This window comes from Niabella pedocola (assembly GCF_021044425.1).
Classification (GTDB): domain Bacteria; phylum Bacteroidota; class Bacteroidia; order Chitinophagales; family Chitinophagaceae; genus Niabella; species Niabella pedocola.
This window is the reverse complement of the sequence record NZ_JAJNEC010000002.1, coordinates 15,766-31,701: the sequence shown is the minus strand read 5'-3', so window position 1 is coordinate 31,701 and position 15,936 is coordinate 15,766. Positions and strand designations below refer to the sequence as shown.

Sequence of the window (15,936 nt, the reverse complement as noted above, 5' to 3'; positions counted from 1 at the left end):
CACATCATCCAATTTTCACCTATCCGCATGCTCAAATGTTCCAATCACTCACTGCGCAACGCCTTTACCGGGTTAGACAGGGCGGCTTTTACCGACTGGAAGCTGATCGTAACCAGTGCAATAACCATAACCAGCAAAGCGGTTCCCGCAAATACCGGCCATCCGATCGAAATACGGTATTGATAATTTTTAAGCCAGTTGTGCATCACAAACCAGGCAATGGGTGATGCCACCACACAGGAAATAATAACCAGTTTTAAAAAGGAGCCTGACAATAAAGAAGTAATATTAAAAATGGAAGCCCCCAGCACTTTACGCACACCAATTTCTTTGATCCTTGTTTCTGCCATATAAGTAGACAGCGCAAATAAACCCAAACAGGAAATAAAGATCGTCAACCCCGCAAACAATGCCGCCATTGTTCCGGTTTTCTGCTCTTCTTTAAATTTCCGGGCATATTCCGCATCTACAAATTTGTAATCAAACGGATACTCCGGGTTAAACTGTTTAAAAATCGCAGCCACAATATCCAGGTTCTGCCGGGTGGTATTTGCGGGGTTGAGTTTGAAGTGCATGGTATTGAACCAGGACTTAGGTCCAAAAACGATCAGCTGCTGTACTTTTTCATAGGGCGACTGGTAAATAAAATCTTTAACCACACCTACTACCCTCCATTCGATATCATCTGCCTTCAATATTGCGTTCAGCGGATCCTTCAGGTGCATCATTTTTGCTGCAGTTTCATTCAATAAAATAGCGTTGGAATCTGAGGGGTATTTAAAAATATCAATGTCGCGGCCCATGACCAGCTTTGTGCCCAGGGTTTTTACGAAATCCGCATCAGAGGCCATCCGCACAAAGTCGGTTTTCTTATCTTCCTCCGTACTGCCCGTCCAGGAAAAATTCCAGCTATCACTGTAGCGCTCTGTGATCGGGCTCATGGATTTAGTAACAGAAACAACGGCTCCGCGGTTGATCAATTCGTTCCGGATCAGGCTATAGTTATTTTCAATTGCGCCGTTCATCTTTACAAAAACCAGGTGCTGCGCATTGTACCCATTGTCGCGTGCCTGTGCATGTTTGATCTGCTGCATTACGATAAAAGTGGAAATGATCAGTAACACCGCAAAGGTGAACTGGATCACCACAAGGACCTTCCGGGGATTTACCGCTGCTGTAGATGATTTAAAAAATCCCTTCAATACTTTTACGGGATTGAATGCCGATAAATAAAAGGCAGGATAACTACCGGCCAGCAAGCCGCTAACCAGTATAAACGTTACAGCACTCATCCAAAACAGCGGATCTGTAAACGGCAGGTGCAATTGCTGATCGACCAGTGTACTGAATCCGGGGAGAAAAATGATGACGATCGCCAGAGCAAACAAAAACGCAATACCGGACAATAATACGCTTTCTCCGATAAACTGGAAGATGAGCCCTTTTTTCTGCGCTCCCACTACTTTACGGATGCCCACTTCCTTTGCACGCTTTTCGCTCCGTGCGGTGCTCAGGTTCATAAAATTGATACAGGCAATAATCAGGATAAGCGTGGCAATTGCGGTAAACATCCGTACCATATCGATACGGCCACCGATATACCGGCCATTTTCCTGTTTGGAGTACAGCCACTGATCCTTAAACGGCTGCGTAAAAACTTCCCTGTTTTTATACAGCGGATCGCCCGGCAAATGATTGGTAGTGATCTTATTTATTTTCTGATCAAATGTAGCCTGCGAGGTGCCTGGCTTCAGCATTACGTAAGTATTCAGTCCATTATTGCCCCAGGCACTATCCGTCCACCCCAGCTTATCTTTATACGACCAGGGAAGCAGGTAGGCAAAATCAAAAGCCGTATTATCCGGAAGGTTTTTTAAAACACCGGTTACTTTAAAATGAGCGTTACTGTCGATCTTAACGATCTTCCCAAGGGGATCATCCGCACCAAACAGGCTCCGGGCCAGCTTTTCGGTGAGCACGATATTCGATACTTCTGCCAGTGCATTCTTTGCATCCCCGCTGATTAATGGAAACGAAAATACCGACAGGAACCCGGGATCGGCAAATGCACCGGAGGGCACCATTTTCTTTTCGCCTACCGTAAACAGAAAATTATTACCCTCTACATACCGCACGGCATCGGCAACTTCCGGATAATCTTTTTTTAAGGTGGGCCCCATAATATTGGGGGTCCAGGACCAGGCAAACTTCCCCCCATCGCCTATATCACGGTTGTTGACAATATAGATCCGGTCCAGGTTCTTATGAAACCGGTCATGGCTCAACTGGTTCTGCACCCATAGCAGGATAAGGATGCAGGCAGCCATGCCGATACTTAAGCCCAGGATATTGATCAGCGAATACACTTTATTCCGGACCAGGTTACGCCATGCGGTTTTGAAATAATTTTTGATCATCTTTTAACACTTAAGATTCAAGATATGAACTTTCAGATTTCAGCTATCAGATTTCAGACTTCAGAATTCAGCTATCAGCGGTTTCGTTTCCGTTCGGAGATCTGGCACCGGTATGCCCGTCAAATTTTCGAATATCGCATTCCCTATTCCATATCCGCCCGGAAAGCGCATTGCCCGGAAAGGATTATTGTATCTTTTTCAACAGGTAGGCCAATGCCGCATCTTTTACCACATCCTTACCCAACAGGTAATCCTCCACGGAAGGGATCACGGTTATATGAGGTTGTATGCCATACCCTACAAACTCCCGGCCATCCGGATAGGTATCTTTTTTTGTACATACCCGCGCTGAGCCTCCGCCGGGCATATCAAAAACAAGGGGCTGACCGGTACTTCCGAAACTGGGCTCACCCATACGGATCATATGCTGCTGATTGTCTGCAGCAATCAGGAAATCCTCCGCAGCAGAAGCCGTATTGTTCCCCGTGAGGATTACGGTAGGTACCACTATACGCGGCTTACTCAGCACAAAGGAGTCCGGCTCATACGGAAAATGATAGGTGTACACCCCTTTAAATACCTCCAGGGATTTTTTATTCCATGCATTGCCGATGGTATCTTTTTCCGTAACATAACTTCCCCAGGCTTTAAACGCCGGCAGGTGCTCCCTGGTTGCATACCGGGCACCAGCCAAAACCGCACCGGGAACCAGGTACTTCAGGATATACGTGCCGATATTGGTGCTTCCCCCGCCATTGAAACGAAGATCTACGATCAACGCCTTTGCCTGGTAGAGTTGCGGCAGGATCACATCAAACAATGTATCGATCTTCCGGTTGGAGAATGCATTCAATCCCAGGTAAGCCACGCCGCTCTTCAGCATCTTAAATTCCAGTAATTCCCTTTTCTGTTCATCATAATAGGCGCCCAGTTGCGGATAATAAATACTGTCGCTTACCGTTGCATGTACCAGGTTTACGACCGCCTGCCTGCCATCCGGCCTTTTTATTTTTATGTTGAAAGCAGTGCCGGGCGCTCCTGCCAGCATCCAGTGCGTAGCTCCTTTCCATTTTACATATTCGGTAGAGCTGGAAATATAGGGCAGTAAATGCTCCCTTATATGTTGCTCAGCGGAGCTGCCGTTTACTTCCAGGATCTCGCTTCCCACCGGCAACACCGCCTGATCCTTCTTCCAGGAACGCACGATGATCGGTTTGCCCTCAACCCGTTTCACCACCACCAGGTGATCACCGAACGCGTTCTGCATGATCGACAACCCCTTTATTTGCGGCCGGAAAATATTGGTATGCCCGTCATTAAGCATAGCGCAGAACTTTTCCAGCAACCGGTAATACTCATAATCATTTTTTGTTTCCTGAACCTGGGAAATAAGCGCCCGATAGGTGCTATCCCATGCTTTACGGTCGACTTTATCGAGGTAAACAAAATTATAATTAACCTCCTGCCAGAACTTCGATAAGCCATACACTTTATCGGCGGCAGAAATGGTATTGGCAATCTGTGCATTCCCCTGAAAATAAAATACCAGATTCAAACAGGCGCACAGGCAACTCAGAAGGAAAGTACGAGAACATTTTATCATTATATCATTTTAAAAAGGTGGACTACTACCTATTAATAGTACCATAAAATTGAAAAATGTTACAACTTTGTCCTGTTTCTGTTATATTTTGTTATGTCTTTTGAGCAGGGACCGGAGATCAGCTATGGGCAATCCACCATAGACGTTCTTTTTTCCGGCTCAGATTCCTACACCAGAATATTCTCCGTAACCGTATGACCGTCCAGCATACGGATGATGCGGTGACTGTAGCGCGCATCATGTTCACTGTGGGTAACCATTACAATAGTGGTTCCAGCCTCGTTCAGGTCGGTCAGCATCTGCATTACCTCGTTCCCGTTGCTGCTGTCCAGGTTTCCGGTTGGCTCATCCGCGAGGATCAATTTGGGTTTATTCACTACGGCTCTTGCAACGGCCACACGCTGCTGCTGCCCGCCCGAAAGTTGTTGGGGAAAGTGATTGCGGCGGTGCATGATCTGTACCTTTTCCAGTACTTCATCTACCCGGGCTTTACGCTCCGATTTTTTTACGCCGGCATACATCAGCGGCAGCTCCACATTTTCAAAAACGGTCAGTTCATCAATCAGGTTGAAGCTTTGAAAGACAAACCCGATATTCTTTTTCCGCATATCGGCACGCTTACGCTCATTGAATTTGGCGACCTCTACGCCATTAAACAAAAAGCTTCCGGCATCGGGGTCATCCAGCAACCCGAGTATATTCAGCAATGTAGACTTACCACAGCCGGAAGGGCCCATCACTGCTACAAACTCGCCGTCCCTTACTTCAAATGACAGGTCATTCAGTGCAACGGTTTCCACTTCTTCCGTGCGGTAGATTTTTTCGAGATTGGTTATTTTAATCATTGATAGAATTGAGTTTTGAGATTCGAGATTCCAGATTTGAGATGTCAGACTCGAGATTCGAGACTTCAGATGTCAGACGCGATTTAAGATTCGGGGTTAAAACCGGGGCAATCACCTGAATGGTTGTTGAACGAATATTTACTGTATATTTATATTTCACCTATAAAAACAATTACTATGTTAAACTACCAACATCTGATTTTGTGGCAAAAAGCGCATATGCTCACATTGGACGTTTATAAACTAACTTCGTCCTTCCCTAAAGCCGAATTGTTTGGCCTTATTTCACAAATGCGCCGCGCGGCCGCTTCCGTCCCCTCTAATATCGCAGAAGGTTCCGGGCGCTCAACAAAACCAGATTTTAAACGGTTTCTAACTATCGCCACCGGGTCCGTTTGCGAATTGGAATATCAGCTTTTGTTATCAAAAAACATCGGATTTATTTCCGTCGACGACTTTGCCTCCTTTTCCTTAAGAGTTATTGAAGTCAGAAAGATGATCCATGCCTATTCAAAGAAATTATGAGGGGCGAGCATCCGGATATCAGAATCCAGATTTGAGATTTGAGATTTCAGAATCGAGATTTCAGATATGAGAACTGCGAACGTTCTGCATTTGCTATCTCGATTCTGGATTCTGGCCCCTGACATCTGGATTCTGATATCTGGCTTCTCACTTCTTCAACACCAGCTCCTGCATCTCCCCATAATTCTCATAACTGCTGGTTACTACCTTATCGCCGGGTTTCAATCCTTTCAGTACTTCATAATAGTCCGGGTTCTGACGGCCCAGTTGTACCTCCGCTTTATAGGCGGTTTTACCATCATCACTCAGCTTGAACACCCAGTTGCCACCGGTTTGCTGATAAAACCCGCCCTTGGCCAGCAATACGGCGGTGGTTTCATCGCTCAATGCCAGGCTGATCTGCAGGGTTTGTCCGCGACGGATATCCTTCGGCACATCGCCTACAAACTCCATATCTACCTGGAAGCGACCGTTGGTTACCTGCGTATATACTTTCTTAACCCGCAGCTGATAGCTTTTTCCGGCCACGGTTACATCGCCGGTAAGGCCGTTAAAAACCCGCGAAATATAATGTTCATCAATATCTACCCGCACTTTATAACCGGTTAACACATCAATCTGTCCTAGCCGTTCGCCCTTATTTTTCGACTGACCGATCTCCGCATCCAGCGAGGTTAATTGTCCATCTACAGGCGCCCGCAATATCAGGTCGCCCACTTTCCGGCTGTACAGGCTTAATGCTTTTTGAGAATTACTAAAGGACTGACCGGCCTGCCGGGTTTGCAGCTGGTTGGATTCAGCATCCTGCTTGGTGATGCGTTCTGCAAGGTCTCTTTTTTTGAGTTTGTAATTATAATCAATCTCCGATTTCCGGAATTCCTGTTCGCCGATCGCTTTGTTTTCATACAGATATTTATTCAGGTTATACAGGCGCTCTGCCTCCTTTAACTGGCTTTCAGCATCGGTCATCTGGTTCAGGTTGTTTACCGTGTTCTGCTGTGCTGTTGATTTTGCGAGCTGCACCTGCGCCAGCGTGGTATATACGGAAGACTGCTGGCCAATCAGGTTCAGTTCCAGGTCGGTATTGCTAAGCCGCAATATCGGTTCTCCCTTTTTCATCATAGCGCCGTCTTCCACAAATTTTTCTTCAACTCTTCCGCCCTCCATGGCATCGAGGTAAATCGTGCTGATGGGCAATACCACTCCGTTTACAGGTATATACTCCTTAAACGCAGCCTTCTTTACTTCGCTTACGGTAATGCGCTCCGCGTCTACATTCAGTTTGCTTTTGCCGCCGGCCATTACAATACTGAACACAATGAGCAATGCCAGGGCCGTAATACCGGCAATTGTCCATATCCGCTTCCTGTTCCAAAATTTTTTTTCTATAACTCTATCCACTGCTGCTTTTTTTGTTGTGAAAATCGTTCAGCTGTTTCCTTTTTATTCATTCCTTATTTCGCTTCAATGGAAGCATCCATGCAGTATCTGTCCTTTAACAATATGCCAATTTAACAAACTATTGATAGTAAACCAATTACCCATTGAAACTTTATTTTTCTGTCCGCTATCGCACAAGCACTGTCCGCTTTTGATACAGTCGGCAACCCGTATTTGAAAACCGGGAGGCCGGAGGAACCCGGGCTATCCGTTGCTGTCATTCAATGAACACCTGCTTCATGGCTCCAATCCGAATTCCAGGTTTGAAAAAAAGGAGCAGATAAGACTATCCACTCCGTATTATACATGAGAAATGTGAAGTAGTTACCGGTCTGCCCGGGTATATCTTTTTGACTGGATCACCTGGCCGGCGCTGTTTACCACCGCGTTTACCAGGTGCTTTTCGTCCATTAAGGTTACATAGTAGGTCACCTCGTCATTGCTGCTCAGTTCAGAAACATTGCGGATCTCTTTTTTTTCAAATTTCTTTTTCAGACTGTAGCGGATATTGGCGGGCAGATGTTCTTCCCCGTAATAACGGATGGTGCGGATCAGCTGACCATTGTTATCGATAACGGCCCGTACTTTAATATCTTTCAGATTAAAGCAGGCTTCGTTATTGATATCCGTTGTTCTCCAGGTTACATTTTCTGCTTTTTCAAAAAGCATATCAAATGTCTTTAATACTTTTTCATTTACAACCGGTGTTGTGTTAACAGCGCCTGCGCTCAACACGATGAAGGCGGCTACGATACATGCGATCTTTTTCATTTTTTTATGTTTTAATTTTTTTAAGGACGTTGTCTTGTCTGTACAGTCTATTGAAACAACGTGCCACAAAAACAACTATTTAATTATCAACAACTTGCGATTATATTCTTTTTCAAATGACCGCAAAACCGGACAACTACCGTCTGTTTTTGATACAGTGGTTAAAATTTCAGCACAGAATATTTGTTATCCGGTTTACTATGCTGATTTTTGTGATCCATATGCTATTAAAAGATGCGTCCATATTAATTGTTGATGATGATCCGGATGTGCTTACAGCCGCTCGTCTCCTGCTAAAATCGCAGGTTAAAGAAGTAACCACCGAAAAGAACCCGGAGCAGCTGCGATCGGTTTTTTCGAAGAAAGACTTCGACCTGGTGCTGATGGATATGAACTTCAACAGCAGTATCAACACCGGCAATGAAGGCTTATACTGGCTGCGAAAGATCCGTGAGCTGGGATCCAAGGCCTCCATCATTATGATTACAGCTTATGGCGATATTGACCTGGCCGTGCGATCGCTGAAAGAAGGGGCATCCGATTTTATGCTGAAGCCCTGGCAGAACGACCAGTTGATCCAGAACATAAAAGAGCTCCTTAAAAAAAGAACCGGCAAACCGGCGGGGGCTATGGCCGATATCACCCGGTCCGGCAGCGGATTGCTGGGGCACTCGGAAGCCATGCAGGATGTGCTGAAAAAAATTGAAAAGATCGCTCCTACCGATGCTAATATCCTGGTGCTGGGTGAAAACGGTACGGGTAAAGACCTCGTAGCACATGCCATCCATCAGCAATCTTTGCGGGCACAACGTCCGTTTATAAAAACCGATGTAGGCTCCCTCACCGAAAGTCTTTTTGAAAGTGAACTTTTCGGTCATACAAAAGGAGCGTTTACCGATGCGCGGGAAGAGCGCGCCGGGCGTTTTGAAGCCGCCAATAGCGGAACCCTGTTCCTGGATGAGATCGGCAACATTACCCTGCACCAGCAAGCCCGCCTGTTAACCGTGCTGCAAAACCGGCAGGTAACCAAATTAGGATCGCATCAGCCCATCCCCATCGATATCCGGCTGGTTTGTGCCACCAACGTACCGCTGGAAGAACTGGCCAATGAAAAGCGCTTCCGTAAAGATCTTATTTACCGGATCAACACCGTGGAGATCATATTGCCACCGCTGCGGAAAAGAACCGGCGATATTGAACTGCTGGCCCGGCATTTTGTAAAACAATACAAGGAAAAATATTTTAAGCCCAACCTGGAGCTGGATAAAAAAACGATCGATAAGCTCAATCACTATCATTTTCCCGGCAATGTGCGGGAGCTTCAATATGCCATTGAGCGCGCTGTGATCATGAGCGACGGCGAAGAGCTGTTACCGGGTGATATTGTGTTTTCACCCATCGAAAGCCGCGACGTGGAATTAACCAAAGCACCGGAATCGATTAACCTGAATGTGCTGGAGCGGAACGCCATCCTGCTTGCCATTGAAAAAAACAACGGCAACATTACAAAAGCTGCGAAAGAACTGGGATTGACACGAACCGCGCTTTACCGCAGGCTGAATAAATATGACATTGAATAAAAAAAGAATTGGACTGGTTACACAGATCCTGCTGTTGCTGCTGCTAACGGCGGGCATCGCCTGGTGCGGCCTGCGGCGGGAATGGTGGTGGGCCATCGCCTGTTTCCCGTTCTGGATCTACATGCTCGTACGGATCGTTCAAACGGCCGAGAAAACAGACAAGATCATCCTGGAATTTGTTGAAGCCGTTAAATATAACGACTTTGGGAAAAACTATAACTCGGCTGCTGCAAGCGGCGACATGAAAAAACTGCTTACGGGGCTTAATTCCATCAACGACCGCTTTAAAACTGTCAATAAAGAACGGAAAGCGGAGAATATTTATCTGCAAACCATCCTGGAGCTCACGGGGATCGGTATTCTTTCCTTCAACCATACAACCGGCGTTATCAACTGGCTGAATGAAGCCTTTAAGAAAATGACGGATATTCCCTATTTCAAAAACATTCATGCGCTTGAAAAGCGGAACCCGGAATTCCTGAAGCTCTTACTCGAAATTGAAACCGGTCAAACTACCATCTTCACGTTTAAAAAGGGAATGCTGGATGAAAAACTGCTCGTAGGTGCCACGCTTTTTACTACCGATGGCCAAACCGATAAACTCATCTCCCTGCAAAGCATCAAGGGTACGCTGGATGAAACGGAATCGGTGGCCTGGCAAAAACTGCTCAACGTGATGACCCACGAGATCATGAATTCGGTAGCCCCTATTTCTTCCCTGGCCGATACCCTGAAGAGCCAGCTGGAGCCCCGGGAAACGGATACCGGCGCAGCAGTGATCGATCCCGAAGACCTGAGGCTGGGTTTGGAGACCATAAAAAAAAGAAGCGAGGGGCTTCAGCGCTTTGCCATTACCTACCGCAACCTTAACAAAATCACCAAACCGGTATTTAAAAAAGTACTGGTCAGCGATGTGTTTGAAAACCTGCAAAACCTGATGCAGCCTACACTGGATCAAAAAAACATCCAGCTGGATGTGATCCTGAAAGATCCCTTTTTGAGCATACAGGCCGATGTAAACCTGATTGAGCAGGTATTGATTAACCTCATGACCAATGCCATCGAGGCGGTGAAAATGATCGCGGCGCCGCAAATCGTTCTTTCGGCGTTCAGCAATGAAGAACGGCCCTATATCAAAATTGCAGATAACGGCGTGGGTATTTCCAATGAAATTGCCGAACAGATCTTTATCCCGTTCTTCAGCACCCGTAAAAACGGGAACGGTATCGGTCTCAGTCTTTGCAAACAGATCATGCTTCTGCATAAAGGCAGCATCCAGATGAAAAGTAAAGAAGGTGAGGGAACAGCATTCCTGCTTTATTTTTGATTTAGCTTTGAGATACCAGAGTTGAGATTTGAGAATCGAAACCTCGGCAGGGCACAGCGTTTTTGATCTGAAGGCAGAACGCTAAATGCTGAGAGCTGAAGGCTGAAGGCTCAAATCCCGATTCTCAAATCTGGATTCTGTAATCTGCCTTACAACATTCCCAATACCTTCTTCGGATGGCTTTTAAACCGGTATCCAACCGTCAGCGATACCTCATCATCGCGGGTGTTAAGTTTTCTTACGATCAGGTGCGTTTGGGTGGCTTGCAGGTTTCCGTTTATATATGCATAAAATACCGGACCGTTGAAACCCGCATTCACCCAGGCCTGCAGCTGCAATACGGGTTGTACGGAGCGCGTGTTGTTAAGTTCTTTTACGGCACCGATCCCCCCGATCAACGCAGGAGATAGGATCCACTTGCCTTTTTGAAAAACCCAGTTGTAATTATAGCCCGCCCCTGCTACCATACTCAGCCATTGCGGATCGGAAGCCAGCAACTGGTAGGTAACAGAATCCCGGATCAGTGCCCGTGTGGGCGTTTTCCAGTTGATTTTTTGCCATTGCGGCGTTACATTAAAAATGATGCCGCCTGCAGACCGGAGTTGCCGTTCGGAGAACGAAAGCCCGGCCCTGTATTCATAACGTTGCGGATTGGTAAAATAATATAGCTGGGTACCGGCGCGAAATAATTGCATGCCCCGGAATGAATCGAAGCGCGGATGTGGCTTTGCGGTTTGCAGCAGCAGCCCGTCGTACCCGTCAAAAAAAGGATAAATGCTTAACCGCGGCCGGTTATAGCGGAACGAGAATGAAATATGTTTTAGCTTGATTCCTTTTGCCAGTTCTGTGCCCGGTATGCCCCAGGCATATTGAAATGACACCCATTTATAGTTAACATAAAAGCCGGCATACGCATTGGTATTGGCGGTAAGCTGAAAATGCGAAGGCTTTTTTCCGAAACCTGAAAAATTGAACCGGGTTGTGTAATAACCGGGGTATACTTCAACGGTATTCTCCCGGTCGAACCCGCCAATATAAGTCGTGTCCCGTTTTACTTGTGCCTGCGCCAGGTGCCCTATTGCCAGCAGACCGCATACGACCAGATACCTGTAACCTGTTTTCATCAGAAATGCCCCACAACTATCTTTACAAGACCGGCGGTATCCCCGTCAAAATGATGGCCGCCTTTTAAAACCAATGTCTTAAAACCGGGAAGTTTCACCGCCTGCACGGGAAAATCGTTATCATCACCCGGCAAAATAGCCACGATGCGCTGACCGGCCGCCCGGTTCACTTCGGCCACCACATCCATACTTCTTTTTTTGGCCGTTCCCCACATATCGGCCACGCGGATCACGAAGTCGGTAGTAGCCGATGGTGCCATCAGTATGGTACGCAGTACATGACCTTTAACGCCGGCGCCCAGACGGTTCAGGATAAAAGGCATTACGTCTGCTCCAAAGGAATACCCGATGATCAGCAACTGCTGGTTGGCCCGCCCCTTAAACACCCCATCCAGGTAGGTGCTTAATTCTGCCGCCACCTGTTCCGGTGTTTTTTTGTTCCAGAAATACGATTTGGAATTAATGGCCGTAACGGTATAGCCCGATTGATTGACTCCTTTACAAAAATCATTGGTAAAGCTGTTCAATCCGCCATCCCCGCTTATATAAAGCACCAGGGGCATTTTATCGTTGCCCTGCCAGCTCTTTAACGGCAACGCGGCCCCAACGGAAGCAGTTGCATGCAAAGACCATAACATTCCGAAGAAAAAACAGATCACTTTCATATCTTAATTTGTATCTGATAAAGGTTTCATTACTTTTCTGAGTGCCCCCGGGATCTGCAGCAGATCAAAATCATTTCCAAAGATCATATACTTATTTTCCCATATGGTGGCGTACTTCTCTTTAAAATCACGCAGCGTTTTATAATGCCGCAAACTGCCCATCCGTTGTGATGCATATTTAATGATACGTTCGGCGGGGTTATCCGGCGTATTGAGGCCATTCAGCGGAATCATGCCCAGGTTGAGGTATTTATATTGTTTTTCCCTGGCATACTCCGTTAACTTAACAATCAGGGCATCCATACACCCTCCGGGGGCTTCCAGCCGTTTGCGGATCAGGTCATAGGTACATTCCTCCGGCGTGTAATCCCTGATAATGTTCAGGAAGGCCTGCACCCTTCCTTCCGCATCCTTTACAAGGATCACATCCGAATGCCGTATCTCTTCCCGGCTGAACATTCCCTGCGAGAACACCATTTCCTTTTTTTCAAATTTATCCAGCCATTCGTCCGACACTGATTCCAGTTCCTGCAACAATGCATCGCTGTGCGGGGAGGCTATAAACACCGTTTCATATCCTTTTTTCTGCAAACTGTTCAGGCCGTTACGCAACGACTTACGGTCTTTTCCTTCCAATGTAAATTGTGCCACCTCCATTATGGCCTCCTGCCCTATAAAGATCTTCATCTTCTTCAGGTCTTCAAAATGCAGCAAGCTGCTTTCATCTACCCGGTAATACACGGTTTTTAAACCCTCCTGTTTACAAAAGGCCTCAAATTCCGTCAATACATCAATCTTATCTTCTGCGGCACAAACCGGTTCTTCCAATACAACGGCAAAATCATTCGCCACCCGGTATGCCGTAAACCCGCTGGTAATGCCGGAAAAAAATAACTGTTTATCGGGCATCGTTTTAAAATAATCCACTGCAGACCGGCCATGTTCTTCCAGTATTTCCCGCGCCAGTTCGGAGGCTGTTTTGGCATCGGGAACCGTATCATCAAAGATCCGCGGACGCAGCAGGGAATAGATCAGCAGCAACCAGGCACAGGAACCCAGGAACCGCGTAATGTTTACAAAGTCGCGTCCGAAATGCGTTTTGGGTGTAAGCTCATCATCCGAAAACAACAGAAAACTTCTAAGAGTATAGTACAGGGACTGGCGCCAGTTAAAATCAATACCAAAGTGCCGTTTATCAATAAAATAAAAGCTCAGGAAATCAAAGAGACAAACCGAAAAAAGAGTAATAAAAAAAGTAGCAAAGCCAATGCGGATCCACCGGGGATTTTCTTTAATGCGGTATTGTTTGCTGTTGGTGATCAGCAGCACCAGGATAAAACCGGCCAGCAGGCTCTCTTCGTAATCCAGCGCCTTTGCAATATTACCTAAAATGGAGAGTGCTGTAAATACAAGCGCCGCGATCCAGGCGGCCCGAAGCCCCTTAATGAGATAGGCCGAGGTTACCAGTAAGGAGACTCCCATTACCAGCACCATGAGTTTGGAGGCATGGATGGCTTCCACAGGAAGATAATACCGGTCCAGCCGCATCCGTTCAGCCAGCGGCGGTGTGGCCACCGAAATAATATTAACAATACCGAGGAAGAATATACCAATTGCCGGCATGATGCGCGCCACCAGTTGCCGCCCTCTCCACACAAATGCAAACAGCCCCAGCATTAAAGGGATCCAAAATTCAAATACCCGGTACAACAGGGTAATGCCCAGTCCTTCATCATGGCGATAGCCATACCCCATAAAAATATACAACATGGTAAACTCTACAGCGCCCAGGCCGCGTAAAAACGGCGACAGGATCATCAATACCACGGAGAGTGTATACCCTACCGCCGCCACCTGGAAGGAAGGTGCCGCACCCAGCGCATAAATACTGATGTACACGTGCGCAATGCCACAACATTCAATAGCCAGCGATGCGGCGATGGTTAGCCACAGTTGCCGCTTATTGATGGTTCCGGAAAAGACCGCATCGATGTTATTGATCACCGAGGGAAATTTCCGGCTGATCCACTGGTATAAGGTTCCTTTTTTTCTAAAAGTGTATACGACCAGGAACACCGCACCCAACAGCAGGCCCAGTAACAGCAACGAAAGCCCCGCAGCCCCCGCATGCCGTTGTTTGCCGATGGTATACAGGATCACCGGCACCCCGATCAGGAACACCGTTAATAAGCCCACATATCCATAAATAGCGCTTGCCTGATGGATCTGTGTGGCATTCAGGTTCCGCTTACGTAATTGCGATGTGGTATAGGCCAGTGAACTGATGCCGCCGGCCGGAAGAAATACGCTTAAAAAATTCCGTTTCAGAAACAGTTCCACGGCATCCGATAACCGCAGCCGCATGCCCATTGCCCGGAAACTGTAAATATACATCAGCGCCTGCAGCAACACATAAAGTGCAGTTACGGCCAACCCGGCAAAGATCCAGCGGCCGTCAGCAGCCCGCAGCTGCGGCAAAATGGATTGCAGCTCTTTTCGTTCGCTCCGGAAAAACACAAACGCCAGCAGGATTACGAGCACCGCAAGGATTTCCTTCCAATAGGTCTTGGGCGAAAACTTCCGGAACTGTTTTAATATCCGCTCTTTCATATAGATTTGGTTCAGTTATTTGAGCCGGTAAACATAGCCCAATTTCAATGCAAAACCATGGGGATTTACATCTAAATTGTTAAAAGAAAGATGAAAGGCTTTCATGCCGGCCTCAGCGAATAAACCGGATTTGCGCGACAAGGCATAACGGGTTCCAACGCCTCCGTAACCATAGAAGCCGCTTTCTTTAACGGGATAACGGGTGCCGGGATCATCTTCAAACTCTTTATCATACCGTGCAAAACTGATACCTTCCTGCAGATGTGCATAGGGCGCCCAACGATCAAAATTACCCATATAAAAATATTCACTCAGGTAAACCGGCAAAAACCGGAGATGGTAAAGGTTCCAGCCATTATCATCATGAAACGAAGTACCGGAATATTCGATACCGGCGCCCAGTTCCCATTTTTTTCCAAAGAGCCGGTTATAGGAAACGCTTACGCCGGGAAAATGTGTGCCATGTGTGCTATACAGATCCGCCACATCCAGCCGGATATTTGAACCGGATTGTGCGGCGGTTTTTGTAACCAGGAACAAACAGATCACTACAGAGCAGATGGTACTTTTCAAAAAAGCGGATTGGTTTAAAAAATGCATACGCAAAAATAGAAATAAGCCATAAAAAAACAACCTCACAAGGTGAGGTTGTCTCAAATATTCAGGCACCTGCCTGTATCCACATTTATGAAACGGAACCCAATCACTTCGCTTTGTCATCTTTTTTTGCAGCCTCTTTCTTTGCGGCTCCATGATGCTTCTTACCTGCTTTTCCTTTTTTATGTGGCTTGCTCATTTCTGTTTTAGCAGGTTTATCCTGCATGTGCATACCTGTTGCATTTACGGCTACCCCGGTGGTTAATAAAATCATTGCGGCTACTAAGATCTTTTTCATTTTTTAAATTTTTAAGATGATTATTTTGTTTTCCTATCTAAAGCTACGGCACGCACTATGCCTTTCAAGCGTACAATAGGCGGATGGGCAAAACGGATCGTTGAAAGCGGCAAAAGCGTTCTTCATTACCGGAT

The 15,936-nt window shown here is 46.6% G+C and carries 13 protein-coding genes; 3 read left to right on the top strand and 10 right to left on the bottom strand.

Features of this window, described 5'->3' with window-relative positions; genetic code table 11:
- Positions 1 to 44: 44 nt before the first annotated feature.
- The 3 genes from LQ567_RS01055 to LQ567_RS01045 form a co-directional block, all read right to left on the bottom strand.
- Positions 45 to 2,417, bottom strand: a complete 2,373-nt coding sequence (locus tag LQ567_RS01055; RefSeq protein ID WP_231002237.1) for an ABC transporter permease — start codon at positions 2,415 to 2,417, stop codon at positions 45 to 47.
- 184 nt (positions 2,418 to 2,601) lie between these two features.
- Positions 2,602 to 4,020, bottom strand: coding sequence for a S41 family peptidase (locus LQ567_RS01050; RefSeq protein ID WP_231002236.1), 1,419 nt, complete (start codon positions 4,018 to 4,020; stop codon positions 2,602 to 2,604).
- Positions 4,021 to 4,187: 167 nt separating this feature from the next.
- Positions 4,188 to 4,865: an ABC transporter ATP-binding protein gene (locus LQ567_RS01045; protein WP_231002235.1), complete on the bottom strand. Its 678-nt coding sequence runs from the start codon at positions 4,863 to 4,865 to the stop codon at positions 4,188 to 4,190.
- A gap of 177 nt (positions 4,866 to 5,042) precedes the next feature.
- On the opposite strand from LQ567_RS01045, the gene LQ567_RS01040 reads away from it, so the two are divergent.
- The gene (locus LQ567_RS01040; protein ID WP_231002234.1) at positions 5,043 to 5,390 is read left to right on the top strand and encodes a four helix bundle protein; all 348 of its coding nucleotides are present in this window, start codon (positions 5,043 to 5,045) and stop codon (positions 5,388 to 5,390) included.
- A gap of 147 nt (positions 5,391 to 5,537) precedes the next feature.
- Here LQ567_RS01040 and LQ567_RS01035 read toward each other — a convergent pair whose 3' ends face one another.
- Both LQ567_RS01035 and LQ567_RS01030 read right to left on the bottom strand, forming a co-directional pair.
- Positions 5,538 to 6,791: an efflux RND transporter periplasmic adaptor subunit gene (locus tag LQ567_RS01035; protein ID WP_231002233.1), complete on the bottom strand. Its 1,254-nt coding sequence runs from the start codon at positions 6,789 to 6,791 to the stop codon at positions 5,538 to 5,540.
- A gap of 363 nt (positions 6,792 to 7,154) precedes the next feature.
- Complete coding sequence (locus LQ567_RS01030; RefSeq protein ID WP_231002232.1) at positions 7,155 to 7,601, bottom strand: hypothetical protein; 447 nt, start codon at positions 7,599 to 7,601, stop codon at positions 7,155 to 7,157.
- A gap of 200 nt (positions 7,602 to 7,801) precedes the next feature.
- Here LQ567_RS01030 and LQ567_RS01025 point away from each other — a divergent pair, with 200 nt between their 5' ends.
- A complete protein-coding gene (locus LQ567_RS01025; RefSeq protein WP_231002231.1) occupies positions 7,802 to 9,181 on the top strand; it encodes a sigma-54-dependent transcriptional regulator in 1,380 nt (459 codons plus the stop codon).
- Positions 9,168 to 10,508, top strand: coding sequence for a sensor histidine kinase (locus LQ567_RS01020; RefSeq protein WP_231002230.1), 1,341 nt, complete (start codon positions 9,168 to 9,170; stop codon positions 10,506 to 10,508). The genes LQ567_RS01025 and LQ567_RS01020 overlap by 14 nt, the downstream gene beginning before the upstream one ends.
- 149 nt (positions 10,509 to 10,657) lie before the next feature.
- On the opposite strand, the gene LQ567_RS01015 is transcribed toward LQ567_RS01020, so the two are convergent.
- The 5 genes from LQ567_RS01015 to LQ567_RS00995 all read right to left on the bottom strand — a co-directional run bounded on the left by LQ567_RS01015 (position 10,658) and on the right by LQ567_RS00995 (position 15,802).
- Positions 10,658 to 11,632: a DUF4421 family protein gene (locus tag LQ567_RS01015; protein ID WP_231002229.1), complete on the bottom strand. Its 975-nt coding sequence runs from the start codon at positions 11,630 to 11,632 to the stop codon at positions 10,658 to 10,660.
- Positions 11,632 to 12,297 (bottom strand): virulence factor, encoded by a 666-nt coding sequence (locus tag LQ567_RS01010; RefSeq protein WP_231002228.1) that lies wholly within the window; start codon positions 12,295 to 12,297, stop codon positions 11,632 to 11,634. The genes LQ567_RS01015 and LQ567_RS01010 overlap by 1 nt, the downstream gene beginning before the upstream one ends.
- A gap of 3 nt (positions 12,298 to 12,300) precedes the next feature.
- Complete coding sequence (locus LQ567_RS01005; RefSeq protein ID WP_231002227.1) at positions 12,301 to 14,907, bottom strand: phosphatidylglycerol lysyltransferase domain-containing protein; 2,607 nt, start codon at positions 14,905 to 14,907, stop codon at positions 12,301 to 12,303.
- A 15-nt stretch (positions 14,908 to 14,922) separates the two neighbouring features.
- Entirely contained in the window at positions 14,923 to 15,480 is a 558-nt protein-coding gene (locus LQ567_RS01000; RefSeq protein ID WP_231002226.1) for a porin family protein, read from the bottom strand.
- A 130-nt stretch (positions 15,481 to 15,610) separates the two neighbouring features.
- Complete coding sequence (locus LQ567_RS00995; RefSeq protein WP_231002225.1) at positions 15,611 to 15,802, bottom strand: hypothetical protein; 192 nt, start codon at positions 15,800 to 15,802, stop codon at positions 15,611 to 15,613.
- Positions 15,803 to 15,936: the final 134 nt, after the last annotated feature.

Coding starts and splice junctions, on each gene's coding strand:
- LQ567_RS01050 (WP_231002236.1), bottom strand. CDS start 4,020: ATGATAAAATGTTCTCGTACTTTCCTTCTGAGTTGCCTGTGCGCCTGT.
- LQ567_RS01045 (WP_231002235.1), bottom strand. CDS start 4,865: ATGATTAAAATAACCAATCTCGAAAAAATCTACCGCACGGAAGAAGTG.
- LQ567_RS01020 (WP_231002230.1), top strand. CDS start 9,168: ATGACATTGAATAAAAAAAGAATTGGACTGGTTACACAGATCCTGCTG.
- LQ567_RS01030 (WP_231002232.1), bottom strand. CDS start 7,601: ATGAAAAAGATCGCATGTATCGTAGCCGCCTTCATCGTGTTGAGCGCA.
- LQ567_RS01025 (WP_231002231.1), top strand. CDS start 7,802: ATGCTGATTTTTGTGATCCATATGCTATTAAAAGATGCGTCCATATTA.
- LQ567_RS01005 (WP_231002227.1), bottom strand. CDS start 14,907: ATGAAAGAGCGGATATTAAAACAGTTCCGGAAGTTTTCGCCCAAGACC.
- LQ567_RS01040 (WP_231002234.1), top strand. CDS start 5,043: ATGTTAAACTACCAACATCTGATTTTGTGGCAAAAAGCGCATATGCTC.
- LQ567_RS00995 (WP_231002225.1), bottom strand. CDS start 15,802: ATGAAAAAGATCTTAGTAGCCGCAATGATTTTATTAACCACCGGGGTA.
- LQ567_RS01055 (WP_231002237.1), bottom strand. CDS start 2,417: ATGATCAAAAATTATTTCAAAACCGCATGGCGTAACCTGGTCCGGAAT.
- LQ567_RS01010 (WP_231002228.1), bottom strand. CDS start 12,297: ATGAAAGTGATCTGTTTTTTCTTCGGAATGTTATGGTCTTTGCATGCA.
- LQ567_RS01015 (WP_231002229.1), bottom strand. CDS start 11,632: ATGAAAACAGGTTACAGGTATCTGGTCGTATGCGGTCTGCTGGCAATA.